General features: G+C 72.3%; 28 protein-coding genes and 1 riboswitch. Of the genes, 7 read left to right on the top strand and 21 right to left on the bottom strand.

The window, feature by feature from the left end:
* Positions 1–123: 123 nt before the first annotated feature.
* The 4 genes from VFG42_RS07865 to VFG42_RS07850 all read right to left on the bottom strand — a co-directional run bounded on the left by VFG42_RS07865 (position 124) and on the right by VFG42_RS07850 (position 2734).
* Positions 124–315: a hypothetical protein gene (locus tag VFG42_RS07865; protein WP_324907040.1), complete on the bottom strand. Its 192-nt coding sequence runs from the start codon at positions 313–315 to the stop codon at positions 124–126.
* A gap of 134 nt (positions 316–449) precedes the next feature.
* Complete coding sequence (locus VFG42_RS07860) at positions 450–575, bottom strand: hypothetical protein (RefSeq protein WP_324907038.1); 126 nt, start codon at positions 573–575, stop codon at positions 450–452.
* A 272-nt stretch (positions 576–847) separates the two neighbouring features.
* Positions 848–1741, bottom strand: a complete 894-nt coding sequence (locus tag VFG42_RS07855) for a hypothetical protein (RefSeq protein WP_324907036.1) — start codon at positions 1739–1741, stop codon at positions 848–850.
* A gap of 66 nt (positions 1742–1807) precedes the next feature.
* On the bottom strand, positions 1808–2734 hold the full coding sequence (locus VFG42_RS07850; protein ID WP_324907034.1) for a ribonucleotide-diphosphate reductase subunit beta: 927 nt from the start codon (positions 2732–2734) through the stop codon (positions 1808–1810).
* Between the two features lie 84 nt (positions 2735–2818).
* On the opposite strand from VFG42_RS07850, the gene VFG42_RS07845 reads away from it, so the two are divergent.
* Positions 2819–3451 carry a helix-turn-helix domain-containing protein gene (locus tag VFG42_RS07845; protein ID WP_324907032.1) on the top strand — a complete coding sequence of 211 codons (633 nt, stop codon included), beginning with the start codon at positions 2819–2821 and terminating at the stop codon, positions 3449–3451.
* Between the two features lie 7 nt (positions 3452–3458).
* Here the strand turns inward: VFG42_RS07845 and VFG42_RS07840 are convergent, their stop codons facing one another.
* Entirely contained in the window at positions 3459–4637 is a 1179-nt protein-coding gene (locus VFG42_RS07840) for an MraY family glycosyltransferase (RefSeq protein WP_324907030.1), read from the bottom strand.
* Between the two features lie 49 nt (positions 4638–4686).
* On the opposite strand from VFG42_RS07840, the gene VFG42_RS07835 reads away from it, so the two are divergent.
* Positions 4687–5694, top strand: a complete 1008-nt coding sequence (locus VFG42_RS07835) for a glycosyltransferase (RefSeq protein ID WP_324907028.1) — start codon at positions 4687–4689, stop codon at positions 5692–5694.
* Between the two features lie 30 nt (positions 5695–5724).
* A complete protein-coding gene (locus tag VFG42_RS07830; RefSeq protein WP_324907026.1) occupies positions 5725–5964 on the top strand; it encodes a hypothetical protein in 240 nt (79 codons plus the stop codon).
* Here VFG42_RS07830 and glyA read toward each other — a convergent pair.
* From glyA to VFG42_RS07770, 12 genes are all read right to left on the bottom strand, one after another.
* Positions 5900–7195, bottom strand: coding sequence for a serine hydroxymethyltransferase (gene glyA / locus VFG42_RS07825; protein ID WP_324907024.1), 1296 nt, complete (start codon positions 7193–7195; stop codon positions 5900–5902). The two genes, VFG42_RS07830 and glyA, sit on opposite strands and share 65 nt — an antisense overlap.
* Before the next feature lie 30 nt (positions 7196–7225).
* Positions 7226–7314: riboswitch (ZMP/ZTP riboswitch) on the bottom strand.
* Between the two features lie 11 nt (positions 7315–7325).
* Positions 7326–7790, bottom strand: a complete 465-nt coding sequence (rpiB, locus tag VFG42_RS07820) for a ribose 5-phosphate isomerase B (RefSeq protein ID WP_324907022.1) — start codon at positions 7788–7790, stop codon at positions 7326–7328.
* Positions 7791–7802: 12 nt separating this feature from the next.
* Complete coding sequence (locus VFG42_RS07815; protein WP_324907020.1) at positions 7803–8423, bottom strand: L-threonylcarbamoyladenylate synthase; 621 nt, start codon at positions 8421–8423, stop codon at positions 7803–7805.
* A 7-nt stretch (positions 8424–8430) separates the two neighbouring features.
* On the bottom strand, positions 8431–9276 hold the full coding sequence (prmC, locus tag VFG42_RS07810; RefSeq protein WP_324907018.1) for a peptide chain release factor N(5)-glutamine methyltransferase: 846 nt from the start codon (positions 9274–9276) through the stop codon (positions 8431–8433).
* A gap of 21 nt (positions 9277–9297) precedes the next feature.
* The gene (gene prfA / locus VFG42_RS07805; protein ID WP_324907016.1) at positions 9298–10344 is read right to left on the bottom strand and encodes a peptide chain release factor 1; all 1047 of its coding nucleotides are present in this window, start codon (positions 10342–10344) and stop codon (positions 9298–9300) included.
* A gap of 47 nt (positions 10345–10391) precedes the next feature.
* Positions 10392–11408 carry a DUF1385 domain-containing protein gene (locus VFG42_RS07800; protein ID WP_324907014.1) on the bottom strand — a complete coding sequence of 339 codons (1017 nt, stop codon included), beginning with the start codon at positions 11406–11408 and terminating at the stop codon, positions 10392–10394.
* Positions 11409–11502: 94 nt separating this feature from the next.
* Complete coding sequence (gene rpmE, locus VFG42_RS07795; protein WP_324907012.1) at positions 11503–11721, bottom strand: 50S ribosomal protein L31; 219 nt, start codon at positions 11719–11721, stop codon at positions 11503–11505.
* Between the two features lie 46 nt (positions 11722–11767).
* On the bottom strand, positions 11768–12523 hold the full coding sequence (locus VFG42_RS07790; RefSeq protein WP_324907010.1) for a CARDB domain-containing protein: 756 nt from the start codon (positions 12521–12523) through the stop codon (positions 11768–11770).
* Positions 12524–12674: 151 nt separating this feature from the next.
* Positions 12675–14411 carry an electron-transfer flavoprotein:ubiquinone oxidoreductase gene (locus tag VFG42_RS07785; protein ID WP_324907008.1) on the bottom strand — a complete coding sequence of 579 codons (1737 nt, stop codon included), beginning with the start codon at positions 14409–14411 and terminating at the stop codon, positions 12675–12677.
* Between the two features lie 4 nt (positions 14412–14415).
* Positions 14416–15387 (bottom strand): electron transfer flavoprotein subunit alpha/FixB family protein, encoded by a 972-nt coding sequence (locus VFG42_RS07780; protein WP_324907006.1) that lies wholly within the window; start codon positions 15385–15387, stop codon positions 14416–14418.
* A 31-nt stretch (positions 15388–15418) separates the two neighbouring features.
* The gene (locus tag VFG42_RS07775; RefSeq protein WP_324907004.1) at positions 15419–16213 is read right to left on the bottom strand and encodes an electron transfer flavoprotein subunit beta/FixA family protein; all 795 of its coding nucleotides are present in this window, start codon (positions 16211–16213) and stop codon (positions 15419–15421) included.
* 124 nt (positions 16214–16337) lie between these two features.
* Entirely contained in the window at positions 16338–16766 is a 429-nt protein-coding gene (locus VFG42_RS07770; protein WP_324907002.1) for a cobalamin B12-binding domain-containing protein, read from the bottom strand.
* A gap of 126 nt (positions 16767–16892) precedes the next feature.
* Between VFG42_RS07770 and VFG42_RS07765 the strand changes: the two genes are divergently transcribed.
* Entirely contained in the window at positions 16893–17135 is a 243-nt protein-coding gene (locus VFG42_RS07765) for a hypothetical protein (RefSeq protein ID WP_324907000.1), read from the top strand.
* 21 nt (positions 17136–17156) lie between these two features.
* Here the strand turns inward: VFG42_RS07765 and VFG42_RS07760 are convergent, their stop codons facing one another.
* Positions 17157–17480 (bottom strand): cupredoxin domain-containing protein, encoded by a 324-nt coding sequence (locus tag VFG42_RS07760; RefSeq protein ID WP_324906998.1) that lies wholly within the window; start codon positions 17478–17480, stop codon positions 17157–17159.
* Positions 17481–17513: 33 nt separating this feature from the next.
* The gene (locus VFG42_RS07755; protein ID WP_324906996.1) at positions 17514–19175 is read right to left on the bottom strand and encodes a methylmalonyl-CoA mutase family protein; all 1662 of its coding nucleotides are present in this window, start codon (positions 19173–19175) and stop codon (positions 17514–17516) included.
* Positions 19176–19214: 39 nt separating this feature from the next.
* On the opposite strand from VFG42_RS07755, the gene VFG42_RS07750 reads away from it, so the two are divergent.
* A complete protein-coding gene (locus VFG42_RS07750) occupies positions 19215–20072 on the top strand; it encodes an amidohydrolase family protein (RefSeq protein WP_324906994.1) in 858 nt (285 codons plus the stop codon).
* Here the strand turns inward: VFG42_RS07750 and VFG42_RS07745 are convergent.
* The gene (locus VFG42_RS07745; RefSeq protein ID WP_324906992.1) at positions 19997–21259 is read right to left on the bottom strand and encodes a potassium/proton antiporter; all 1263 of its coding nucleotides are present in this window, start codon (positions 21257–21259) and stop codon (positions 19997–19999) included. The genes VFG42_RS07750 and VFG42_RS07745 overlap by 76 nt on opposite strands.
* A 3-nt stretch (positions 21260–21262) precedes the next feature.
* Positions 21263–21424: a hypothetical protein gene (locus VFG42_RS07740; RefSeq protein WP_324906990.1), complete on the bottom strand. Its 162-nt coding sequence runs from the start codon at positions 21422–21424 to the stop codon at positions 21263–21265.
* Positions 21425–21510: 86 nt separating this feature from the next.
* Between VFG42_RS07740 and VFG42_RS07735 the strand changes: the two genes are divergently transcribed.
* Entirely contained in the window at positions 21511–22434 is a 924-nt protein-coding gene (locus VFG42_RS07735; protein WP_324906988.1) for a sensor histidine kinase, read from the top strand.
* Complete coding sequence (locus VFG42_RS07730) at positions 22431–23093, top strand: response regulator transcription factor (RefSeq protein ID WP_324906986.1); 663 nt, start codon at positions 22431–22433, stop codon at positions 23091–23093. The genes VFG42_RS07735 and VFG42_RS07730 overlap by 4 nt, the downstream gene beginning before the upstream one ends.

Below are 23093 nucleotides of genomic sequence, written 5' to 3'. Positions count from 1 at the left end.
ACGTGACGGTACCCATCGGAGCGGTCCGACGGTTCGCACCCGCCCCGGCCGCGCGAGGGTGGCGCGGCCGGGACGGGGTGCGGAGGGAGCGAGGGGTCGAGGGGTGTTGCGGACTACGGGGGACTACGACGCGAGCGCCCGGCGGGCGGACTCGCGGTCGACGCGGGCGGCCGACGAGGCCAGCGTTCGGGCCACGTAGGCCCGTACCGGTCCCGGGGGAGGTTCGGCTCGGCTCCGCTCGGCCAAGTGGCGCGTCGCCGCGTCGATGCGCGGAGCGGCGGCCTTGGCGTAGTCGGTGTGGAGGTGGAACTGCATGACGGTGGTGCTCCTTCGGATGGGTGTGAAGGTGCCACCGCCCGTTGGGCTGCCGCGACGCCGGTCGTGATGCTGCGTGGCCGGCGGGAGAAGAAGTCCGCTGGGCGATGGACGCCCGCGAACTGGTGAGGGACCTAGCGCGCGAGCGTGGACGGAACGAGGCCGCCCTGAGAGCCGTTGCCGACGGCATGGACCGTCGGGGCGGTCGTGAAGACCGCCTTGGGCATCTTGGGGAGGATGTCGCGTCGGGTGACTCGCATGGAGATCCCCTCCTCTCTACTTGTAGGCTTTGATCGCCTATCTGTAGGAGAAGTCCCGGAGACCGTACCGGTCGACCGCACGTCGCGCAAGTACGGCTGTCCCCACTTTCGAAGCTGCTTCAGGAAGAAGCCGGTCTCAGCGAACCGTCTCGCGGCGCCGGATGACGATGCGCGCGGATCGCCGGGCCACCAGCACGCCTCACCGCGCGCATCGCCCCCGGCATCCACGATCCGGCCACGCTGAGCCACGCCTTCTGATCCTGAAGCAGCTTCTAGCCCGGCTTCACACCGAGGTACCGCTGAAGGACCGTGAGCGCCGGGCGTGGCTGATCGTCGGGGCCGACGAAGCCGGAGTCCCACGTCGGGCCGCCCTCGGTGCCGGTGTCCCAGTGGTAGAGGTAGACGCGCTGGATCCGCGGCGAGAGCCTGACGAGCTTGTCGAAGATGAACTTCGTGACCTTGGCCGCGTGGGCGGCGCCGGTCGGGAAGACGACCGCGGACGCGTTGGAGCGGCGGACGATGCCGCCGGTCTCGGTCAGCCAGACGTTGCCGCCGACCGAGGCCAGCAGCTTCTTGGTGGTCTTGGTCGACAGCGTGTTGGCGTCGACGTAGTTGTGCAGGCCCCAGACCTTCGGCGTGCGCTTGGCCGCCTTCACGAAGCGCCGCGCCCAGGACACCATGTTGGCCTTGTCGAGCAGGTCGGTGGCCAGGACGTCGCAGGACGGGCACGCCCGGCGCAGCGCCAGGTACCACGCGGCGACGAGCTCGGGCTTCTTGTTCATGTTGGCCTCGTTCCACGACGAGAAGTCCTTCACGAACGGGTAGCGGGCCCGCAGCGCCTTCAGCGCCGCGGCCAGCTGCGCGGGCGTCGGGTTGTAGGCCGGGCGCCGGGGCGAGCGGTCGAAGGTGATCAGCGGACGGGCGCCGGTCGCCTGGGCGCCCCTCATCCACGCGTCGAGCCCCGCGGTCGCGACCGGGTCGCTCAGCACGTCCCAGCGCAGGTCCAGGCGCGCGTAGCCGAGGTGCAGCGCCTGGTAGCGCGGGTCGCCGAACATGTCGGCCTTGTTGTCGGCGATCCCGACCTTCACGGCCGCGTGCGCGGCGACGGGCGCCAGCAGGGCGAGCAGCGCGAGCAGGGCGGTCAGCGGCAGCAGGAGGCGACGCATGACCCAGAGGTCGGCGCCGCCTCCCCCGCCTTGACGTCAAGCGCCTGACGCGGACGGCCTGCCGCCCTACGAAACGGTGGAAGGCTCGGGCTCCGGGTCCGGCGCCAGCGAGACACCGATGACCTTCAGCCGCCGCGTCAGCGCCTGGAAGGCGAAGCCGTGGACCTCGTCGGAGCGGACGCCGAGGATCTCGTAGGCGTCGCCGACGTCGTAGCCGCGCGGCGTGAGCACGCCGGCCGCGATCGGGATCAGCTCGGCCAGCGTCTGCTGGATGCGGCGGGCCAGCGCCGGGTCCTGACGCGCCTTCTGCTGCAGGAACCAGGTGCCGAAGGCGACGTGGCGGTGCTCGTCCTGGGAGATCTTGCGGAAGCCCTCCAGGAAGCCGGGGAGGATCCCGCGCTCCTCGAAGACGCGCGTGAGCGTGTCCTGGCCGGTCAGCGCCAGCGTCCCCTCGATGACCATGTGGTAGGTCGTGACGAAGTCGACCTTGGCCTCGAGGTCGGTGGGATCGGCGAGCAGCCGCTGGTTCGCGCTGACCAGGACGTCGTCGAACAGCACCTTGAACGCGTCGTTGAGGTCCTCGCGGGCGTGGGCGAGCCGCTCCTCGAACGTGCCGTCGTGGCCGATGACCTCGCGGTAGAAGTTGTTGAAGTGCTGGGCGTGGCGCGCCTCGTCGACCTGCTGGGTCGTCAGGAAGTGCTCCTCGCTCTGGGTCTCGTACGCGCCGACCAGCCCGTTGAACTGGGTCGCGACGCGCTCCTCGCCGATGAAGAACGACGACAGGAACCACACGATGTGGTCCTTGTCCTCGTCGGAGAGCGCGGCCCAGTCCTCGCGGTCCCGGGCGAAGTCGATCGTGTGGCTGGACCACGGCTGGCGCTCCCACAGCTCGTAGAGCTGCTGGGGCGTCATGAGCACGACCTTGGAGAGCTTGGACTCGTCGCTGATGGTCGCGACGTCGCCCTGGGAGGTCAGTTCGAGGAGGTTGGCCATGCGCGCGACTCTGACACCCCGTTTGACAGGGTGTCAAGCGATCCTTGACAGGGTGTCAGCGCTGCCCGGGTATGTTGGAACGAGATGGCCGCCGACGACGAAGCCCGCACGACCTCCCCCGTCGCCCACCGCGAGGGGCCGGCGACGGCCAAGCGCGCCCAGGTGCAGGCCGACGTCCTGCGCGCCACCGAGGAGCTGCTGGCCTCCGGCTCGTCCTACGCCGACCTCAACGTCGAGCGGATCGCGAAGGCCGCGGGCATCTCGCGCACGGCGTTCTACTTCTACTTCCGCGACAAGCGCGACCTGCTGATGCGGCTGGCCGGCGACGTGACCGAGCTGCTCTACGCGCAGGCCGACATCTGGTTCTCGGGCGACGGCGACCCCGACCAGGAGATCCGCGAGGCGCTGACGCGGATCGCCGCGCTGTACCGCGAGCACGGCGTGCTGATCCGGGCGATCGTCGAGGTCTCCACCTACGAGGAGGACATCGCGACGTTCTGGCGCGGGCTGCTGCAGCGGTTCGTCGACGCGACCGCGCGGCGGATCGAGGAGGAGGCGCACATGGACTCCGACGCCGCGCGCGCCACCGCCTTCGCGCTGACCTGGATGGTCGAGCGGAGCTTCTACCAGCAGTTGGTCCAGGACGCGCCCGTCCCCAACGAGCAGATGATCGAGGCGATCGCGCGGATCTACCGCGGGACGGTCTACGGCGCCTAGATGGCGCCTAGTCCCGGTTGACGGCCTCGAACTCGCCCGTTTCCATCTGGCGCTCGACGTCCGCGTCGACCTCGTGCTCGTGGGCCTCGGGGCGCACGCGGCGGATGCGGATCGCGCTGAGGCGGCGCAGCTTGAGGATCTCCAGCACGTACACCAGGTAGACCGACGCGGCCGCGACGACCAGCGCGAGGACCGCGACGACCGCCGCCCACCCCGCGTTGAGGTGGCCGTGGTTGTCGGAGTAGGGCACGAAGCGCAGCGAGACCGCGAAGGCGCCGAGCAGCAGCGTCCAGGCGTACAGGTAGATCAGCGTCTTGCGCTCGCTGAAGCCGATGCGGTTGAAGCGGTGGTGGAAGTGGTTGGCGTCGGCGACGTAGACCTTGCGCTTGTACTTCATGCGCTTGAGGACCACGAACGTGGTGTCCAGGAACGGCACGGCCAGGACGACCAGCGGGATGACCAGCGCGAGCACGGCCTGCGTCTTGACCGCGCCCTCGACCGCGACGCAGCCGAGCAGGAAGCCGAGCAGGTTCGCGCCGCAGTCGCCCATGTAGATCGACGCCGGCGGGAAGTTGTGCACCAGGAACCCGGCGGCCGCGCCCGCGGTGCAGGCGGCGAGGATCGCGGCGTGGGAGCGGTCGAGGTCGAAGGCGATGATCGCGAAGGCGACCGCGCTGATCGCGCAGATCCCGGCGGCCAGGCCGTCGACGCCGTCGGAGAAGTTGACGACGTTCATCATCGCCACCAGGCCGACGACCGTGATCGGCCCGGCGGCCCCGCCGAAGTCGACCGCGCCGATGAACGGCGCCGTGATGTTGCCGACCTCGACGCCCGCGCTGACCGGGATGACCGCCGCGACGATCTGGCCGAGCAGTTTGATCGCCGGGTGCAGGTCGAAGCGGTCGTCGATCGCGCCGACGATCGTGATCAGCGTGCCGCCGACGAGGATCCCGACGAAGCGGTCGTGCGTGCGCGCGGTCGTCTCGATGAACAGCAGCCCGGCGACCAGCGCGCCGGCGTAGATCGCCAGCCCGCCGAGCAGCGGCGTCGACTCCCGGCCCAGGCCGCGCGCCTTCGGCTGGTCGACCGCGCCCACGCGCCGGGCGAAACGCGCCGTCAGCGGCGTCAGGACCACCGCCACCGCGAACGCGGCGACGAAGGCGTAGACCGCGTCGAGCTCCGTCATCGACGCTGGAGGTTATTCGGCGCGTCGGCGTGGGAGGCTTCAGCGACCCGTGCGCATCCTGCTCGTGACCCAGATGTGGCCGACGCCGGCCGAACCCGACCTCGGCAGCTTCCTGCTCCCGCTGCGCCGCGAGCTGGTCGCCCAGGGCCACGCGGTGGAGGTCGCGGCGATCGGGCAGCGCGGCGGCGGGAAGGCCAAGTACGCGCGGCTGACGGCCGACGCGGTGCGCGAAGCGCGCGCGTTCCGGCCCGACGTGGTCTTCGCGCACTTCCTCTTCCCCGCGGGCGCGGCGGGCCTGGCGGCGGCGCGCGCGGCGCGGGTGCCGCTGGTCGTCATGGCCCACGGCCAGGACGTCGCCAACCTGCGCCGGGCGCCCCTGCGCGCCGCCACGCGGCCGGTCGTGCGCGGCGCGGCGGCGGTGATCGCCAACTCGCGCTGGCTGGCCACGCGGCTCGAGGCCCACTACCCGGGCCTGGAGTGCGAGGTCTGCGACCTCGGCGTCGACCTGGAGCAGTTCGACCCCGCGACGGCGCCCGCGGCGTGGGACGGCGAGCACCCGCGCTTTCTGTGCGTCGGCTCGCTGATCGGCCGCAAGAACGTCATCGCCCTGGCCGACGCGTTCGCGCAGCTCGGGCGCGGGTCGCTGGCCTTCCTCGGCGACGGGCCGCTGCGCGGCGACCTGGAGGGCCGCCGGGGCGTGACGGTCGTCGGCCGGGTCCCCCACGCCGACGTCCCGTCCTGGTACGCGGCCTGCGACGTCCTCTGCCAGCCGTCGCTGAACGAGCCGTTCGGGCTGGCGACGCTGGAGGCGATGGCGATGGAGCGGACGGTGGTCGCCACCTGCGAGGGCGGCCCGCCGGAATTCGTCGCGCCGGGCACCGGGATCCTCGTCGACCCGCGCAACCCCTCCGCCCTGCTGGCCGCGCTGCAGCGGGCGGCCGCGATGCCGTCGCCGAACCCGGCCGCCCGCGCCGCGGCCGCCGAGCACGGCGTCGCGCGCCAGGCCGGCCGGATGGCCGCGATCCTGGCGCGTACGGGCACCGCGAACGTTTCCTGACCCGGGCGCGGCGGGCACCAGAGACGGGTCATGTCCCGTCTGCTGCTCGCCGCCGCCAGCTGGCTCGCCGGCCTCGCGATCTCCTGGACGCTCTACGTCTACGTCGTCGGCGCGATCGGCCCGGTCGAGCTGGTGGAGGTGCTCCTGCTGACGATCCCGATCGCGCTCACGCTCGACCGGCTCGCCCGTCAGGCGACCGCCGCGCTCAGGCGGCCGCGCCTGCCCGCCCCAGCGCCTCGTAGAGCGGGTACCGCTCCGCGATCGCGCTGACGCGCTCGGCCAGCTCGTCGCGCTTGGCCTCGAAGTCCGGCGTGAGCGCGGTGGCGATGATGTCGCCGACCTCGGCGAAGTCGTCGGCCTGGAGGCCGCGGGTGGCCAGCGCGCTGGTGCCGACGCGCAGGCCGGAGGTCACCATCGGCGGACGCGGGTCGAACGGCACCGCGTTGCGGTTGACCGTGATCCCGACGTCGTGCAGGCGGTCCTCGGACTGCTGGCCGTCGATCTCGGACTCGCGCAGGTCGACCAGCGCGAGGTGCACGTCGGTGCCGCCCGTGAGGACGTTGACGCCGTGGCCGGCGCCCATCAGCGCGGAGGCGACGGCCCGCGCGCCGGCGATCGTGCGCTCCTGGCGCTCCTTGAACGACGCGGAGCCCGCGATCTTGAAGGCGGTGGCCTTGGCGGCGATGACGTGCTCCAGCGGCCCGCCCTGCTGGCCGGGGAACACGGCCGAGTTGATGGCCTTGGCGTGCTCCTCCTTGCAGAGGATGAAGCCCGAGCGCGGGCCGCCGAGCGTCTTGTGCACGGTGCTCGTCACGACGTCGGCGTAGGGCACCGGGCTCGGGTGGACCCCGGCGGCCACGAGGCCGGCGAAGTGCGCCATGTCGACCATCAGCAGCGCGCCGACCTCGTCGGCGATCTCGCGGAAGCGCGCGAAGTCCAGCCGGCGCGGGTAGGCCGACCAGCCGGCGAGCAGCAGCTTGGGCTTGCGCTCCTTGGCGATGCGCTCGACCTCGTCCATGTCGATCAGCGACGTCTCGCGGTCGACCTCGTAGGGCGCGATGTCGTACAGCCGGCCCGACACGTTGATCTTCATGCCGTGGCTGAGGTGGCCGCCGTGGGGCAGCGACAGCCCCATGATCGTGTCGCCCGGCGTCAGCAGCGCGTGGTAGACGGCCGTGTTGGCCTGGGCGCCCGCGTGCGGCTGGACGTTGGCGTGCTCGGCGCCGAACAGCGCCTTGGCGCGGTCGATCGCCAGCTGCTCGATGATGTCGACGAACTCGCAGCCGCCGTAGTAGCGCTTGCCCGGGTAGCCCTCGGCGTACTTGTTGGTGAGGACGCTGCCCTGCGCCTCGAGGACCGCCTGCGGGACGAAGTTCTCCGAGGCGATCATCTCCAGCGTCGACTGCTGGCGGTGCAGCTCCTTGCCGATCGCGTCGGCGACCTCGGGATCGAGCTCGGCGAGCGACTGGGTGAAGAAGTCAGGGCTCAGATCGGAAGACACGGCAGCGGCTCTCCTTTGGAGGGTTCCGATGGTTTGGGCCCAGGCGCGCGGCAGTTCGACGGCTTCAAGTCGCTCCCCGGAGGTCGATTCCTCCCTCGGCGCCAGTCGCGACTTTGCGCCACCGAAGGTATCAGCAGCCGGCCGCGGATTGAACGGCGCTGCCGTCCAGCTCCGCGATCTGCGACACGCGGCGGGCGTGGCGGCCGCCCTCGAAGGCGGTCCGCAGGAAGCGCTCGACGATCGCGTCGGCGTCGGCGGGCGCCAGGCGGGCGCCGCTCAGCGTGACCGCGTTGGCGTCGTTGTGGCGGCGGGCCATCTCGACCTCGGACGGGTCGTGCGCGTTGACCGCGCGGACGCCCGGGACCTTGTTGGCGACGATCGCGACGCCGACGCCCGAGCCGCACGCCAGCACGGCGCGCTCGGCCTGCCCGCCGGCGACCATGCGCGCGGCCTGCTCGGCGAAGGCCGGGTAGTCGACCGAGTCGGGCGTCGGCGTGCCCACGTCGACGACCTCGTGCCCGGCCGCGCGGAGCACGTCCTTGACGTGTTCCTTGAGGTGGTAACCCGCGTGGTCCGACCCGACGGCGATCACCATGGCGAGCGGAATCTACAGCGAAGACAGCGTCGCCGCCACGCAGCTCTCGGCGACCGCGCCCTCGCGGATCACGACCCAGGCGCCGTCGTCCTCGAACCGCCGGAGGTCGATGACCGTCGAGGCGGTCCCGGCCAGCTCGCCGGCGTCCAGGAGCAGGTCGGCGGCGGCACGGATCGGCGCCGGGATGTCCTCCAGGCGCCGGGCGTCCGCCCCGCCCGCCGGGTTGGCCGACGACTGCAGGACCGGCCAGCGGACGGCGGCCAGCGCGGCGGCGCTCGGCGCCAGCGCGGGGACGCGGAGGCCGACCGTGTCCGGATCCGGCCCGCACGCGAGCGGGAAGCGGTGGCTGGGGTTGGGCAGCAGGAGCGTGACCGCGCCGGGCAGCAGGCCCTCCAGCGCGGCGGTCGTGCGCGGGCCCAGCTCGGGCAGCGCGGCGAGCGCCAGCTCCAAGTTGAAGAACATGACGGCGGCGGGCTTGTCGGGCCGCCGGCCCTTGATCGCGTAGAGGCGCTCGACGGCCTCGACGCTCGCGGCGTCGCAGGCCAGGCCGTAGACGGTGTCGGCGCCGAAGATCGCGACGCCGCCGACGGCCATGCAGCGCTCGAAGGTCGCGGCCTGCTCGGTGGTGATCATGGGGGGCTCAGCGCTCTCCGACGACGACGCGCTCGTGGCCGGCGAGGTCGGCCACCGTGTGGACGTCGGGGAAGCCGGCGGCGGCGACCAGCGCGCGGACCGTCGGCGCCTGGCCGGCGCCGATCTCCAGCGCGACGCGGGTGGCCCGCGTGGCGGCGGCCTGGGTGAGCAGCGGGCGGATCGTGCGCAGCCCGTCGGCGCCGGCGAAGAGCGCGAGCTTGGGCTCGTGGCGCGTGACCTCGGGCATCATCGTCAGGCGGTCGCCGTCGGGGACGTAGGGCGGGTTGGAGACGATCGCGTCGACGTGCGGGTCGACGCCGTCCAGCAGGTCGCCCTGGGAGAAGGCGACGTCGAGCCGAAGGCGTTCGGCGTTCGCCCGGGCGACGGCCAGCGCGTCGGGCGAGACGTCGGAGGCGGAGACCCTCAGGTCCGGGCGCTCGTCCTTGAGCGCGAGCGCGATCGCGCCCGAGCCGGTGCCGACGTCGTGGACGCGGGCGTCGGCCGGCAGGTCGAGCAGGGCCTCGACGAGGTGCTCGGTCTCGGGGCGCGGGACGAGCACGCGCTGGTCGACGAGCAGGTCGAGGTGGCGGAAGCCCTTGTGGCCGACGAGGTAGGCGACCGGCACGCGCTCGACGGTGCGGCGACGGATCGCGTCGCGGAACCAGCGGGCGGCGTCGCCCGTGACCTCGCGGTCGGGGTCGAGCCAGAGCGCGGTGCGGTCGACGCCGAGCGCGTGGCCGAGCAGGATCTCGGCGTCCAGGCGCGGCGTGTCGACGCCGGCGGCGTTCAGCGCGACGAGCGCGCTGTCCAGCGCCTCGCGGACACCGACCCCGGCGAAGGGCGACGAGGCCATCGGTCGACGCGGCGCGGCGGCCTAGGCGGCCGCCTGGCTCTCCAGGCCGCGGCGCTTCTCGTCGTCCTGCAGCGCCGCGGTGAACTCGTCCAGCTCGCCTTCGAGCACGGCGTCGAGGTTGTGGGCGGTGAGCTTGATGCGGTGGTCGGTCACGCGCCGCTCGCCGTAGTTGTAGGTCCTGATCTTCTCGGCGCGGTCGCCGGTGCCGACCTGCGAGCGGCGGGCGTCGGCGGTCGCCGCCTGCTGCTCGGCCAGCGCGCGCTCGTAGAGGCGCGCGCGCAGGACGCGCATCGCCTTCTCGCGGTTCTGCAGCTGGGACTTCTCGTCCTGCATCGCGACCGCCACGCCCGTCGGCTTGTGCGTGATCCGGACCGCCGAGTCGGTGGTGTTGACCGACTGGCCGCCCGGGCCGCCGGAGCGGTAGACGTCGACCTGCAGGTCGTTGGGGTCGATGTGGACGTCGACGTCCTCGGCCTCGGGCAGGACGGCGACCGTGGCGGTCGACGTGTGGATCCGGCCCTGGGACTCGGTCGCGGGAACGCGCTGCACGCGGTGCGTGCCGCCCTCGAACTTGAAGACCGAGTAGGCGCCGTCGCCCTTGATCGCGAACGTGTACTTGCCCTCGCCGACGTCCATGGCCTCGGTAGAGAAACCACGTCGCTCGGCGTAGCGGGTGAACATCCGGTAGAGATCGCCGGCCCACAGCCCGGCCTCCTCGCCGCCGGCGCCGCCCTGGATCTCGACGATGACGTTCTTGTCGTCGTTGGGATCGGGCTCGACCATCGCCAGCCGGATCTCCTCCTCCAGCTCCTCGATGCGCTGCTCGGACGTGCGCAGCAGCTCGCGAAGCTCCGGGTCCTCGCCCTCGGCGAGCAGCTCGCGGGCGCCGGCCGCGTCGTCGGCCGCGCGCCGCCACTCCTCGGCCAGCTTGGCCGCGGGCTCCAGGCGCCGGTACTCCCGGCCGACCTCGGCGTACCTGTTGCGATCGCCGATCACCTCCGGATCGGTGATCTGGCGGCCGACCTCGGCGAAGCGGGTCTCGATCTGCTCGACGAGGGACTCGATCATGCGACGTTTGAGGCTACCGCCCGGGACGCGGGGGCGGCGGGCGGCGGCTAGGCCACGACTTCCATGCCCACCTTGTCCTCGTCGGAGGCGCCCAGGGGGTTCTCCAGCTCGAGGACGGCGTTCATGGCGGCGATGGCGACGGCGAGCTGGTCGAGGTCGGGCTCGCGCGTGGTCAGCTTCTGGAGCATGAGGCCCGGGTACATGATCGCCCGGACCCAGGAGCGGCGGCGGTTCTTGCCGGCGAACTTGATCAGCTCGAAGGAGATGCCGGCGATCAGCGGCACGCCGACGATGCGGGTCAGCACGAGCCAGTACCAGGCGGGCAGGCCGATCGGGGCGAAGATGAAGATCGCGACGATCATGACCACGAGCAGGAAGCTCGTGCCGCAGCGCGGGTGCAGCCGCGAGAAGCGCTGGGCGTTCTCGGGCGTCAGGTCCAGCCCGGCCTCGTAGCAGGAGATCGTCTTGTGCTCGGCGCCGTGGTACTCGAACACGCGCCGCAGGTCGCGGAGCTTGGAGAGCATCAGCAGGTAGCCGAGGAAGATGCCGGTGCGCAGGACGCCCTCGACGATCCAGAACAGCAGCGAGGAGTTCAGCTGGTCCTTGATCAGCGACGTCAGCCCGACGGGCACGACGAAGAACAGGCCGACGGCCAGCACCAGCGCGGCGAAGACCGTGCCGAACCAGACGCCGCCCGAGATGTCCTTCTCGTCCTCGGGCAGCTGGGCGTTGGCGCTGATGCCCAGCGCCTTGAAGCCGATCCCGAGCGACTCGCCCAGCGCGACGACGCCGCGCACGAGCGGCAGCCGCAGCAGCCGGTGCTTCTTGAGCACGCTGGTCAGCGGCTGGCTGGTGACCTCGATCTCGCCGAGCGGGACGTCCTCGGCGTCGAGGCCGCCCTCCTTCAGCTGCTCGGGCAGCGGCTTGCGGACCGCGACGGCCCACGTGGAGACGCCGCGCATCATCACGCCCTCCAGGACGGCCTGGCCGCCGACGGGAGCGTCGCGGATCGCGACCAGGTCTCCGGAGAACGCGCCCTCGCCCTGCGCGACCGCGGGGGTCACGCTCTGGGGCGGGGCGGAAGCGAGGGACGCACCGTCGCCGGCGGCGGGTGCGCCGTCGGCGGGGCGCGGTGCGTCCGTCATGGCTGAGAGCGGGCTAGGCCTTCTTGCCGGCGGCGGCACGCGCCTGGCGCCGCTTGAAGCGGTCGATGCGGCCGCCCGTGTCGACGAGCTTCTGACGGCCCGTGTAGAACGGATGGCACTGCGCGCACACCTCGACGTGGATCTCGGGCTGCGTGGAACGCGTGTAGAAGTCGTTGCCGCACGTGCAGGTGACGTGCGAGACGACGTACTCGGGGTGGATTCCGGTCTTCATGGTCGCCCCTCAGTGTAGCGTCATGCCACCGTCCGGAACCCGTCCCTCAGGCCAGCGGGCAGGGGCGTTGGACGACGTCGTCGGCCTCGTGGCTCTCGTCGACCGCGTTGGCGGCGTCGAGCGTCACCGTGATCGTCGACCCCGGCGCGCAGCGCGGCGCCGCGACCGCCCCGCTCGCGCGGTCCCCGGCGGTCAGCGGCCCGAGGATCACCGGCGCCGACGTCACGCCGCCGACGGTCACGGTCACCGCGAACGGCGCCGCCGTCGAATGCCCGTCGTTGGCGACCGCGAGCGTGTAGGCCGCGCGGCCGGGACCGGTCGCCACCGCGTCGATCCCGCCGAGCGAGAGATCCGGCCGCGGGTCGGCGACCTCGCAGGCCGGCGAGGTCCGCGTCGTCGTGCGCAGCACGTGGTTGCGCCCGTCCAGCCACCGGAACGTGACCACGACGCGGTAGGCGGCGGGCGCGGTCAGCGCCTCGATCCGCTTGGTGAAGACGAACGCGCCGCGGCCGGGGTCCGCCTTCTCCCAGCTCCCCCAGTCCGGGACCGCGACCTTCTTGAACGTCCCCTTCGGGCCGGGCCCCAGCCGCTGCTGCAGCGCGAAGCGCATCTGCATCCGCTTGGCGCCCGACGCCGACATCGAGCCGGTGAACGCCGCGGCCCGCTCGTCGTCGGCGGCGCCCGTCGTGCAGGCGGCCACGCGCGCGGCCGGCGTCGCCTTGACCGCGGCGGCGGCCGTGGTGGGGACGATCAGCGAGAGCGCGGCGAGCGCGGGCAGCGACAAGGTGCGACGGGACGGCATCTGGCCTCGGTTGAAACAGCTCGGGGCCCGAATGGTTGCGCACACGACGAGGGGCGCCTTGCTCAGGCGCCCCTCGTCCCTGCTCGCCGAAGGTCTCGCCCAGAGGGCTCGCCTTCGGTCGCGGGCGTTGCCCAGAGGGCAACCCGCCAGGTCAGGTCTGCTGGTACAGCGGCCCGTCGCCGCCCTCGGGCGTCGTCAGGCGACCGCCCTTGGCCGTGATCGCGCCGCACTGCACGCAGTTGGTGTAGTTGACGATCACGTCGACGTTGCCGTGCTCCGGCGCGTCCTCCGGGAGCTCGTAGACCCCGGCCGGGCACATCCACCGCCACGTCTCGGCGACCTCGCGCGGGACGTTCTTGCGCACGCGGATGTGGTTGGGCGCGTCGTCACGGGTCGCGTTGCCCGTGATGAACACCGAGGACAGCTTGTCGAACGTGTACTTGCCGTCCGGCTTGGGGTAGCTGTCCTTGGTCTTGCCGACGAACATCGGCTTCTGGTCCTGCTTGTGCCACGCGAGCTTGCCCGGCGGGAGCTTGCCCTTCGTGACGATGCCCAGGTTGACCATCGGGCCGCCGCGCAGGAAGCCCTTCTGGAACGGCTGGCGCGTGTTGCGGACCTCGTAGAGCTCCTTGCCGATCGACGACTCCTCGACGGCGTCCTCGTAGGGCTCCAGCGAGGTCTCGCCGTTCTTCAGGGCGTTGTAGATCGCCTCGCCGGCCAGGATGCCCGACTTGATGCAGTGGTGGACGCCCTTCAGCGCCACCGTGTCGACCATGCCCGCCGAGTCGCCGACCAGCAGCGCACCCGGCATCGTCAGCTTGGGCATCGACCAGTAGCCGCCGCCCGGCAGCGCCTTGGCGCCCCAGCCGACGCGCTCGCCGCCCTCGAGGATCTTCTTGACCAGCGGGTGCTGCTTGAACAGCTGCAGCAGGTCGTGGACCGAGGTGGTCGCGTCCGCGTAGTCGAGGTCGACGACGAAGCCGATCGAGACCAGGTCGTCCCCGGTCTTCTCGTCCTTCATCGGGTAGATCCACGAGCCGCCGATCTGGCCGTACTTGGCCGAGATCTTGACCGGCCACGGGCCGATCGTGTGGATCAGGCGATCCAGCGGCTTGGGGACCTTCCAGATCTCCTTGACCCCGAGCTCCCAGGTCTGCGGCTCGGCGCCGGCGGCCAGGTCGAACTCGCGGATCGCCGGACCGGTGAGGTGGCCCCAGCAGCCCTCGGCCAGCACCGTGAACTGCGCGGTGATGTCCGTCCCGGGCTCGAAGTTGCCCAGCGGCTCGCCGTCCTTGCCGCGGCCCTTGTCGCCGGAGCGCACGCCCTGGACGCGGCCGTCGGTGACCAGCAGCTGCGTGGCCGCGGTCTCGGTCAGGATGTAGGCCCCGCCCTCCTCGGCCAGCCGCTGCTGGAACCGGGCCAGCGCGGAGACCGAGACGACCTCGTTGCCGTGGTTCTTGAACGGCGGCGGCGGCGGGATGCGGATCGACGTCTTGGCGGACGGCGTCATGTAGACCGCCTCCTTGTGGACCTCGCCGAACGCCCACCCCTCCTTGCGCCAGTCCTCGCGCGAGTACTCGGGGTAGAGCTCCTCGAGCGGCCCCGGGCGGACGACCGCGCCGGACAGGTTGTGCCCGCCGCAGGTCTTGGCCTTCTCGATGACCGCGACCGGGACCTCGCCCAGGCGCTCCATCGTCTCGGGATCGTCCGCGAGGAGCTGCAGGAGCCGGTTGGCCGTGGCGAGGCCCGCCGTCCCGCCGCCCACGATGGCGACGCCGACGTCGATGCGCTCGTCCTCGGGATCCAGCTCCCGCTTGATGAACTCCTTCTGGGGGTCGACCGGCGGCGGGTACGCCGCCGGCACCACCTTGCCGTTCCGGCCGGCCATGGCGCTAGCCCTTGCGGGCCTTCACCGCCTCGGTCAGCTTCGGGAGGATCTTGTTCAGGTCGCCGACGATGCCGAGGTCCGAGAACTCGAAGATCGGGGCGTTGGCGTCCTTGTTGATGGCCACGATGTTCTCCGAGGCCTGCATGCCGACCTTGTGCTGGATCGCGCCGGAGATGCCCGCCGCGAGGTACAGCTTCGGGGCGACCGTCTTGCCCGTCTGGCCGATCTGCGCCGCGTACGGGTACCAGCCGGCGTCGACCACCGCGCGCGTGGCGGCGACGGCGGAGTTGCCGCCGAAGGCCTTGGCGAGGTCGTCGCAGAGCTGGAAGCCCTCGGCCTTGCCGAGACCACGGCCGCCGGCGACGAGGATGCTCGCGCCCTCGATGTCGACGTCGGCGCCGCGCTGCTCGCCGCGGGTGACGATCGTCGCCTGCTGCGCCTGGGGCGACAGCTCGACCGAGATGTTCTCGACCGGCGCGTCGGAGCCCGTCTCCTTGGCCTCGAAGGCGTTCAGGCGGGCGATGATGATGCCCTTGCCCTTGTAGCGCGAGGTCGAGATCGACGAGTCGCCGAGGATCGGACGCTCGGCGGCGAGCTTGCCGCCGTCGACGTTCACGCCCGTGACCTCCATGGTCACGCCGGCGTCGATGCGCGCGGCCAGGCCGGCGCCGATCTCGAAGCCCAGGAGGCCGCCGCCGAAGATGGCGTACTCGTAGCCGCCGTCGTCGAACAGCTTGCCCAGGACGCCGATGACCGGGCCCGCGAGGCCCTCGGGGCCCTCGGCCTTGATGACCTTCTTGGCGCCGTACTTGCCGAGCGTGGCCGCCAGCTCGTCGCTGATGCCCTCGCCGACGACGACCGCGTGGGCCTCGCCGCCCAGCTCGCCCGCGAGGCGCGAGGCCTCCGAGACGGCGCCGAGCGAGTTCTTGTTGAAGGCGCCCTCGTAGTGGAGCGCGTAGACCAGGATGTTGCTCATCGCTGTGGTTCTCCTATCTCAGCTCGTCGGGCTAGGCCAGGAGCTTGCGCTCGTCGAGCCAGGCGATGATCTGGGCCACGGTGTCGTCCGTGTCCTCGTCCTCGATGATCTTGCCGGCGGCCTTCGTCGGCGGGGCCTTGAAGTCGCCGCACTGCACGTTGGAGCCGTCGGCGCCGACCTTGCCGGCGTCGATGTCCGCGTCGCCGGCCGAGACCGTCTCCAGCGGCTTCTTCTTCGCGCCCATGATCGCCTTCAGCGACGGGTAGCGCGGCTCGTTGATCGCGTCGCCGACCGAGATGACGGCGGGCAGCGTGACCTTGACCGTGTCGTAGCCGTACTCGGCCTGACGCTCGCAGGTCAGCTCCGTGCCGGCGATGTCGAGCTTGATGACCTGCGTCAGCGACGGCTGGCCGAGGTGCTCGGCCACGACCGCGCCGATCGTGTAGCACTCGCCGTCGTCGCTCTGCTGGCCCAGCAGGACGAGGTCGGGGTTCTCGCGCTTCAGGACCTGGGCGAGCGCGTAGCCGGTGGCGGCCACGTCGGAGCCCGCGAGGGCCGCGTCGCTCAGGTGGACGGAGCGGTCGGCGCCCAGCGAGACGGCCTTGTGCAGCGCGCGCACGGCGGACTCGGGGCCCATGGTGACGGCCACGATCTCCTCGACCGGGACGGCGCCCCCCTCCTTGATCTGCATCGCAGCCTCGATGGCATGCGTGTCATACGGGTTCAGGTTCTTCTCCCCGCTGCGGTCCAGACGACCCGTGCTCGGGTCGATGCGCTTCTGGACGGCGGCGTCCGGGACTTCCTTGACCAACACGGCGATCTTCACGGTGTCAGGGCCTCCTCTGGCGAACGATCTCTCGGCATGGTACCTGCTTCATTGACTGACGAGTCAATCGGGCGCAGAGACCACAAGATTCCTGCGCTTCCCACGTCCGGTCCCCGCGTCGTACCTAGACGCCCTGCCGAGGCGAGGCCTCGACGGCGGACCGGATGAAGTCGATGATGGCCTGCGTCGGCGCACCGGGCGTGAACACCTCGGCGACACCCAGGTCCTTGAGCGGCGCGATGTCGTCGTTGGGGATCGTCCCGCCGACGGTGACCAGCACGTCGTCGACGCCCTGCTCCTTGAGCAGCTCGACGATGCGCGGCACGAGCGTCATGTGCGCTCCGGAGAGGATCGACAGCCCGACGGCGTCGGCGTCCTCCTGGATCACGGTCTCCACGATCTGCTCCGGCGTCTGGTGCAGGCCGGTGTAGATGACCTCCATCCCCGCGTCACGCAGGGCGCGGGCGATGATCTTGGCTCCGCGGTCGTGTCCGTCCAGGCCGGGCTTGGCGACGACGACGCGGATCTTGCGCTGGGTGGGAGTCGCAGACATGGCAGCTCCTTCCGGCCGCTCGCTGTTCAGGACGGTCCGGAGGCGCGCGGATCGTAGCGTCCGGAGGCCGGAACGCGCGTTCCGGTGCACGGCCGCGTTCACCAGCAGGCGGATAGGCTGCCCGCGATGGCGGATATCCAGGTCGGGGACGTGGTGCTCGCGCGCGGCGCGACAGGGCCGTTCCATGCCGTCGTGTCCGGCATCCGCCTCGGCCGGCTGGCGGTCGAGCGCTGCGACGGGCGGCCGTCCGGGCCGCTGCCCGTGCGCGACGTGGTGACGGTCTTCAAGCCGTCGGGCCGGCCGGGCCCGGAGCCGCCGCGCACGCAGCGGCTCCGGCCCAGCGCGCAGCTGAAGCTGGACCTGGACTAGGTCCCGCCCGTCCCGCGGGTCCTACTTGACCTTGATGGTCATCCGCATGTCCGGCTGGTGGATCGTGCAGATGATCGTGTAGGTCCCCGCCTTGGTGAGCTTCTTGGAGAAGCTGCCGGAGGTCTGGACCGAGGACTTGAACTTGGCCGGGCCCTTGGCGACCGAGACGTCGTGGGGCGCCTGGCCCTTCCACACCCACTTCACGGTCGTGCCCTTCTTGACCGTGATCGACTTGGCGACGAACTTGTTGTCCTTGACCTGGACGGTCTTGGTGGCGGCCAGGGCGGGCACCGCGAGGGCGCCTGCGGCAACGACGGCGACGCCGCCGGCGACGAGCTTCTTCATGGGACGGTTCTCCTCCGGGATCGGGACCGTGGCTCAGAACACCGGGGTCTCGGTGTAGGAGCCGAACACAGCCTGCAGGGCGTGGATGATCTCACCTTCGGTGGCATGAACCCGCGCGGCGTCGACGAGGTGCGGCATCAGGTTCTCGCTATCGCGCGCGGCGGCGTCCTTCAGCGCGGCGAGCGCGGCCTCCACCCGCGCGCCGTCGCGGCGGGCGCGGACCGCCGCCACGCGGCCGATCTGCTTGCGCTCCAGCGCCGGGTCGATCCGCAGGATCTCGGTCTGCCCGTCGTCGCCTTCGGTGTGGCGGTTGACGCCGACGACGATCCGGTCGCCCGCGTCGATGCGGTTCTGCAGCTCGTAGGACGCGTCGGCGATCTCGCGCTGGCAGAAGCTCTGCTTGACGGCCTCGACCATGCCGCCGAGCTCGTCGACGCGGCGGAAGTAGTCGCGGGCGGCGGCCTCCATCGCATCGGTGAGCGCCTCGACGAAGTACGAGCCGCCGAGCGGGTCGATCGTGTTGGCCACACCCGTCTCGTGGGCGATGATCTGCTGGGTGCGCAGCGCGATCCGGACCGCGTCCTCGGTCGGCAGCGCGAGCGCCTCGTCGTAGGAGTTGGTGTGCAGCGACTGCGTGCCGCCGAGCACGCCGGCCAGCGCCTCGATCGCCGTCCGCGTGACGTTGTTGAGCGGCTGCTGCGCAGTCAGCGACACGCCCGCGGTCTGCGTGTGGAAGCGCATCAGCCACGACCTGGGGTTCTCGGCCCCGAACGTGTCGCGCAGCTCGCGCGCCCAGATCCGGCGGGCCGCGCGGTACTTGGCGATCTCCTCGAAGAAGTCGATCTGCGCGTTGAAGAAGAACGACAGCCGGGGCGCGAAGTCGTCGACGTCCAGGCCGCGGTCGACCGCCTGCTGGACGTAGGTCAGGCCGTTCTTGAGCGTGAACGCCAGCTCCTGCTGGGCGGTCGCCCCGGCCTCGCGGATGTGGTAGCCGGAGATCGAGACCGGGTGCCAGCGCGGCATGTGCTCCGAGCACCACTGCACCATGTCCCCCATCAACCGCATCGCGGGGTCGATCGGGAAGCACCACTCCTTCTGGGCGATGTACTCCTTGAGGATGTCGGCCTGGATCGTGCCGCCGAGGCGGTCGGCCGGCACGCCCTGGCGCTCGGCGGCGACGACGTAGAAGGCCATCATGATCGCGGCGGGCGCGTTGATGGTCATCGAGACGCTGACGTCGCCGAGGTCGATGCCGGCGAACAGGTCCTGCATGTCGTCCAGCGTGTCGACCGCGACGCCCTCGCGCCCGACCTCGCCGAGCGACATGGGGTGGTCGGAGTCGTGGCCCATCAGCGACGGCATGTCGAACGCGGTGCTCAGCCCCGTCTGCCCGTGGTCGAGCAGGTAGTGGAAGCGCTCGTTGGTCTCCTCGGCGGTGCCGAAGCCCGCGAACTGGCGGAACGTCCACAGGCGCCCGCGGTACATCGACGGGTAGACGCCGCGCGTGAACGGGAAGCCGCCCGGGACGCCGATGTCGCGCGCCGGGTCGTCGGTGACGTCGTCGGCCGTGTAGAGCGGCTTGACCTCCTCGCCGGAGAGCGTGAGGAACTCGGCGTCGCGCTCCGGGGTGGCGCCGTAGGCGGCCAGCCACTCCGCGTGGGTCGTCGGGACGGCAGGTCGACGGCTGACGGCCATCGTCCAAGGCTACCCCTCGTACGGCGTAGGGTCGGCCGGGTGACGACGACGCCGACGACGATCCCGGGCGGGCTGGTCGACGCGCACGCGCACCTGACGCTCGACCTCGGCGCGGGCCCCGGCGTAGCGGCCAACCGCGCGGCCGCGCGGGCCGCGGGCGTCCTGGCCGTGCGCGACGCCGGCTCGCGGCACGGCATCCCGCCGGACGAGCTGGACGGCGCGCGCGAGGTCGCCGCGGGCGCGTTCCTGGCCCCGGCGGGCGGGCACCTGCCGCACCTGCTGGAGCCCACGCCGCCCGCGGCGCTGGTGGACGCGGCGCGGGCCCAGGTGGCGGCCGGCGTCCCGTGGATCAAGCTGATGGCCGACTTCCCGGGCCCCGACCACGACTGGTTCGCGCCGGCCGTCAACTACGACCTGGAGCTGGTCGCCGAGGTCGTGCGCGTCGCCCACGCGGGCGGCGCGCGGGTGATGGCGCACGTCTCCGGGCCGGTCGTCGGCGACCTCGTCGCCGCCGGCGTGGACTCGATCGAGCACGGGCCGATGGTCGACGAGGCCGTCGTCGAGGCGATGGCCGAGCGCGGCACGGCGTGGGTCCCGACGGTCGCGACGATCGCGCGGCGCACCGGCCCGCTGGAGGTCTGGCGCCGGACGCTGCCGCGCGCCGTGGCGCTCGGCGTGCCGGTGCTCGTCGGCACCGACGAGCTGGGGCCGGCGGGCGTCGCCGCCGAGGCCGAGGCGCTCGTGCGCCTCGGCGGCCTCTCCCCCGCCGACGTCCTGCACGCCGCGACCGAGGGCGCGCGAGCCGTGCTGCGCCTGCCCGCTCAGGACGGCGACGCGGTCACGTTCGCCGGCGACCCGGCCGCCGACGTCACGTCCTTGGCCCGCGTGCTCCGCTGAGCGCGCTCCGGCGTCTCGCCCATCACGTCCAGGCGCCGCGCGAGCGCCTCGAACGTCGTCCCCTGCACGACCGTCGACAGCAGGACCGCGAAGAACGCGATCGCGAACAGCTCGTGGGCGCGCGGCACGCCCGCCAGGACGGGGAACGTCGCGAGCACGACCGGCACCGCGCCGCGCAGCCCGGCCCAGCCGAGCACCGCGCGCTCGCGCACGTCGAAGCCGAGGCCGGTCGTCGCGACGTACACCGCCAGCGGCCGCGCGACGACCGCCGCGAGGATCGCCAGGACCGTCCCCTGGACGGCGACCGAGCCGAGCGCGTCCGGGAAGACGAGCAGGCCGAGCGTCAGGAACATCACCAACTGCGCGACCCAGGCGAGGCCGTCGTGGAACGTGGCCATCGCCTCGCGCTCGGCGATCGGCAGCGAGCCGAGCGCCAGGCCGGCGAGGTAGACGCTCAGGAAGCCCGAGCCGTGCAGCGCGTCGCCGACGCCGAAGGCCAGCGCGGCGGTGGCCATCGAGGCGACCGGGTAGAGGCCGGGCGTCGTGAGCGGCTTGCGGGCCATCAGCGCGGCGCTCGCGCCGCCGACGACCAGGCCCGCGACGGCGCCGACGGTCAGCTCGACGGCGAAGGCCTCCGCCATGTTGATCAAGTTGTAGCCGTCGGTCGTGATCCAGGTGGAGAAGCCGATGACGAGCAGGACGGCGACCGGGTCGTTGAGGCCCGCCTCGCCCTCCAGCGTGCGCGCGACGCGCAGGCGCAGCGGCGAGCCGCGCAGCACGGCGAAGATCGCGGCGCCGTCGGTGGCGGCGAGGATCGAGCCCAGCAGCAGGCCCTCGAGCAGGCTGAGGTGCAGCAGCCAGGACGCGGCGAGGCCGGCGAAGATCGCGGTCAGCGTCGTGCCGAGCAGCGCGAGGGAGAGCGCGGGCTTGAGGACGGGCCGGATCTCCGGGAAGCCCGCGGCCAGGCCGCCCTCGAAGAGGATCGCGGCCAGCGCGACGATCCCGATCGACTTGGCCAGCTCGTAGTCGTCGAAGTGCAGCCAGCCGAGGCCGTCGGAGCCGATCAGCATGCCGAGGCCGATGACCAGCACCAGGCCCGGCACGCGCAGGCGGTCCCCGACCTGGGAGACCGCGATGCCGCCGGCGAGGAGCGCGCCGACGGTGAGCAGGAGCGTGCCGTCCGCCATCCGCTAGGTCGCGATGGCGGCGATCGCCACGAGGACCGCGCCGCCGGCGAAGAGCGAGGTGAGCATGATCCAGCCGCGGCGGGCCTCGGCCTTGGCCGCGTCGGGGTCGAGCAGGAGGCCGTCGGGGCCCCGCTTGGTCTTCGGATCGTTCTTCGCGTCGGTCATGCCTTCATGGTCGGAGCGGCCGGGTCGCGGGTCGATGGGGAACGCTCCCCATCACGGACGTCTTCCGCGCGCGGCACCATGAGGGCATGACGTTGCTGCAGCGGGTGATCGCGGGGAACGCGCTCGTGGTCTTCGCGTGCGCGCTGGTGCTCGCGATCTCGCCCGCGACGGTGAGCGCGAACGTGACGGCGGGCGAGGCGCTGCTGCTGGCCGTGGGCGTGATCGTCGCGATCGCGATCAACATCATCTTGATGCGGCGGGCGCTGGCGCCGCTGCGGGCGCTGGCGACCGAGATGGCGGCGGTCGACCTCCTGCATCCGGCGCCGCCGCGAGCGGCGTCGCGGGACGGCGTCGGCGAGGTCGCGACGGTCGCCCGCGCCTACGACGCGATGCTCGAGCGGCTGACCGCCGAGCGGCGCGCCAGCGGGCGACGCGCGATCGAGGCCCAGGAGGCCGAGCGGGCGCGGATCGGCCGCGAGCTGCACGACGAGGTCGGCCAGGCGCTGACCGGCGTCGCGCTGGAGCTCCAGGCGGGCGAGCTGGACGCGGCGCGTGAGGCGCTGCGGGCGGCGTCCGACGGCGTGCGCGAGATCACGCACGGGCTGCGCCCGGAGCCGCTGGAGGACTTCGGGCTGCGCGGCGCGCTCGTCGCGCTGGCCTCGACGTTCGCCGACCGCTCGCGGCTGCGCGTGCGCCGCGAGCTGGCGCCGGCGCTGCCCGGGCTCTCGCCCGAGAGCGAGTTGGTGGTCTACCGCGTGGCGCAGGAGGCGCTGACCAACGTCGTGCGCCACGCGGACGCTCGGCAGGTCGTGCTCGGCGCGACGGACGCCCACGACGGCGAGGCCTTCGTGCTGACCGTGCGCGACGACGGCCGCGGACGCGACGGCGCGGCGGAGGGCACCGGCCTGCAGGGCATGCGCGAGCGCGCGCTGCTCGTCGGGGGGCGCCTGGACGTGCGCGACGCCGACGGCGGGGGCACCGAGGTCCGGCTGGAGGTGCCGGTCGCATGAGCGGCGGTGGCGGCGGGGTCCCGCTGAAGGCCGGCGTGCTGATCGCCGACGACCACGCGATGGTCCGCCGCGGGCTGCGCCACGTCATCGACGCGGCGCCGGACCTGCACGTCGTCGCCGAGGCGGGCGACGGGATCGAGGCGGTGGAGCTGGGCCTGCGCGAGGACATCGACCTGGCGATCCTCGACGTCGCGATGCCGCGCCGCACCGGCCTGGCGGCGGCGCGCGAGCTGAGCGCGCGGCGGCCGGGCCTGAAGATCCTGATGCTGTCGATGCACGACGTCGACCAGTACTTCTTCGAGGCGTTGAACGCCGGCGCCGCGGGCTACGTGCTCAAGAGCGCCGCCGACCGCGACCTGCTGGAGGCCTGCCGCGCCGCGCTGCGCGGCGAGCCGTTCCTCTATCCCCCGGCCGTCCGGACGATCATCCGCGAGCACCTGGAGGCCGGCGACACCGACGGCGAGGTCCTCACGCCGCGCGAGCGCGAGGTGGTGAAGCTCGTGGCCGAGGCCTACACCACCGACCAGATCGCCGAGCTGCTGGTGATCTCGCCGCGCACGGTCGAGCGCCACCGCGAGAACATCCTCAACAAGCTCGGCATGCGCGACCGCGTCGAGCTGACGCGCTACGCGGTCCGGCGCGGGCTCGTGGAGCCGTAG

The sequence above is a fragment of the Baekduia sp. genome (assembly GCF_035685985.1).
Taxonomy (GTDB): Bacteria; Actinomycetota; Thermoleophilia; order Solirubrobacterales; family Solirubrobacteraceae; genus Baekduia.
The sequence above is the reverse complement of the archived record's forward strand: the minus strand, read 5'-3'. Positions and strand labels throughout refer to the sequence as shown.

Excerpts from the sequence above, each read along its gene's own strand:
- VFG42_RS07840 (WP_324907030.1), bottom strand. The coding sequence starts at position 4,637 with ATGACGGAGCTCGACGCGGTCTACGCCTTCGTCGCCGCGTTCGCGGTG.
- VFG42_RS07730 (WP_324906986.1), top strand. The coding sequence starts at position 22,431 with ATGAGCGGCGGTGGCGGCGGGGTCCCGCTGAAGGCCGGCGTGCTGATC.
- VFG42_RS07755 (WP_324906996.1), bottom strand. The coding sequence starts at position 19,175 with ATGGCCGTCAGCCGTCGACCTGCCGTCCCGACGACCCACGCGGAGTGG.
- VFG42_RS07760 (WP_324906998.1), bottom strand. The coding sequence starts at position 17,480 with ATGAAGAAGCTCGTCGCCGGCGGCGTCGCCGTCGTTGCCGCAGGCGCC.
- prmC (WP_324907018.1), bottom strand. The coding sequence starts at position 9,276 with ATGGCCTCGTCGCCCTTCGCCGGGGTCGGTGTCCGCGAGGCGCTGGAC.
- VFG42_RS07865 (WP_324907040.1), bottom strand. The coding sequence starts at position 315 with ATGCAGTTCCACCTCCACACCGACTACGCCAAGGCCGCCGCTCCGCGC.
- VFG42_RS07855 (WP_324907036.1), bottom strand. The coding sequence starts at position 1,741 with ATGCGTCGCCTCCTGCTGCCGCTGACCGCCCTGCTCGCGCTGCTCGCC.
- VFG42_RS07735 (WP_324906988.1), top strand. The coding sequence starts at position 21,511 with ATGACGTTGCTGCAGCGGGTGATCGCGGGGAACGCGCTCGTGGTCTTC.
- rpiB (WP_324907022.1), bottom strand. The coding sequence starts at position 7,790 with ATGGTGATCGCCGTCGGGTCGGACCACGCGGGTTACCACCTCAAGGAA.
- VFG42_RS07815 (WP_324907020.1), bottom strand. The coding sequence starts at position 8,423 with ATGATCACCACCGAGCAGGCCGCGACCTTCGAGCGCTGCATGGCCGTC.
- VFG42_RS07780 (WP_324907006.1), bottom strand. The coding sequence starts at position 15,387 with ATGAGCAACATCCTGGTCTACGCGCTCCACTACGAGGGCGCCTTCAAC.
- VFG42_RS07830 (WP_324907026.1), top strand. The coding sequence starts at position 5,725 with ATGTCCCGTCTGCTGCTCGCCGCCGCCAGCTGGCTCGCCGGCCTCGCG.
- VFG42_RS07790 (WP_324907010.1), bottom strand. The coding sequence starts at position 12,523 with ATGCCGTCCCGTCGCACCTTGTCGCTGCCCGCGCTCGCCGCGCTCTCG.
- VFG42_RS07785 (WP_324907008.1), bottom strand. The coding sequence starts at position 14,411 with ATGGCCGGCCGGAACGGCAAGGTGGTGCCGGCGGCGTACCCGCCGCCG.
- prfA (WP_324907016.1), bottom strand. The coding sequence starts at position 10,344 with ATGATCGAGTCCCTCGTCGAGCAGATCGAGACCCGCTTCGCCGAGGTC.
- VFG42_RS07740 (WP_324906990.1), bottom strand. The coding sequence starts at position 21,424 with ATGACCGACGCGAAGAACGATCCGAAGACCAAGCGGGGCCCCGACGGC.
- VFG42_RS07850 (WP_324907034.1), bottom strand. The coding sequence starts at position 2,734 with ATGGCCAACCTCCTCGAACTGACCTCCCAGGGCGACGTCGCGACCATC.
- VFG42_RS07770 (WP_324907002.1), bottom strand. The coding sequence starts at position 16,766 with ATGTCTGCGACTCCCACCCAGCGCAAGATCCGCGTCGTCGTCGCCAAG.
- rpmE (WP_324907012.1), bottom strand. The coding sequence starts at position 11,721 with ATGAAGACCGGAATCCACCCCGAGTACGTCGTCTCGCACGTCACCTGC.
- VFG42_RS07845 (WP_324907032.1), top strand. The coding sequence starts at position 2,819 with ATGGCCGCCGACGACGAAGCCCGCACGACCTCCCCCGTCGCCCACCGC.
- VFG42_RS07860 (WP_324907038.1), bottom strand. The coding sequence starts at position 575 with ATGCGAGTCACCCGACGCGACATCCTCCCCAAGATGCCCAAGGCGGTC.
- VFG42_RS07765 (WP_324907000.1), top strand. The coding sequence starts at position 16,893 with ATGGCGGATATCCAGGTCGGGGACGTGGTGCTCGCGCGCGGCGCGACA.
- VFG42_RS07745 (WP_324906992.1), bottom strand. The coding sequence starts at position 21,259 with ATGGCGGACGGCACGCTCCTGCTCACCGTCGGCGCGCTCCTCGCCGGC.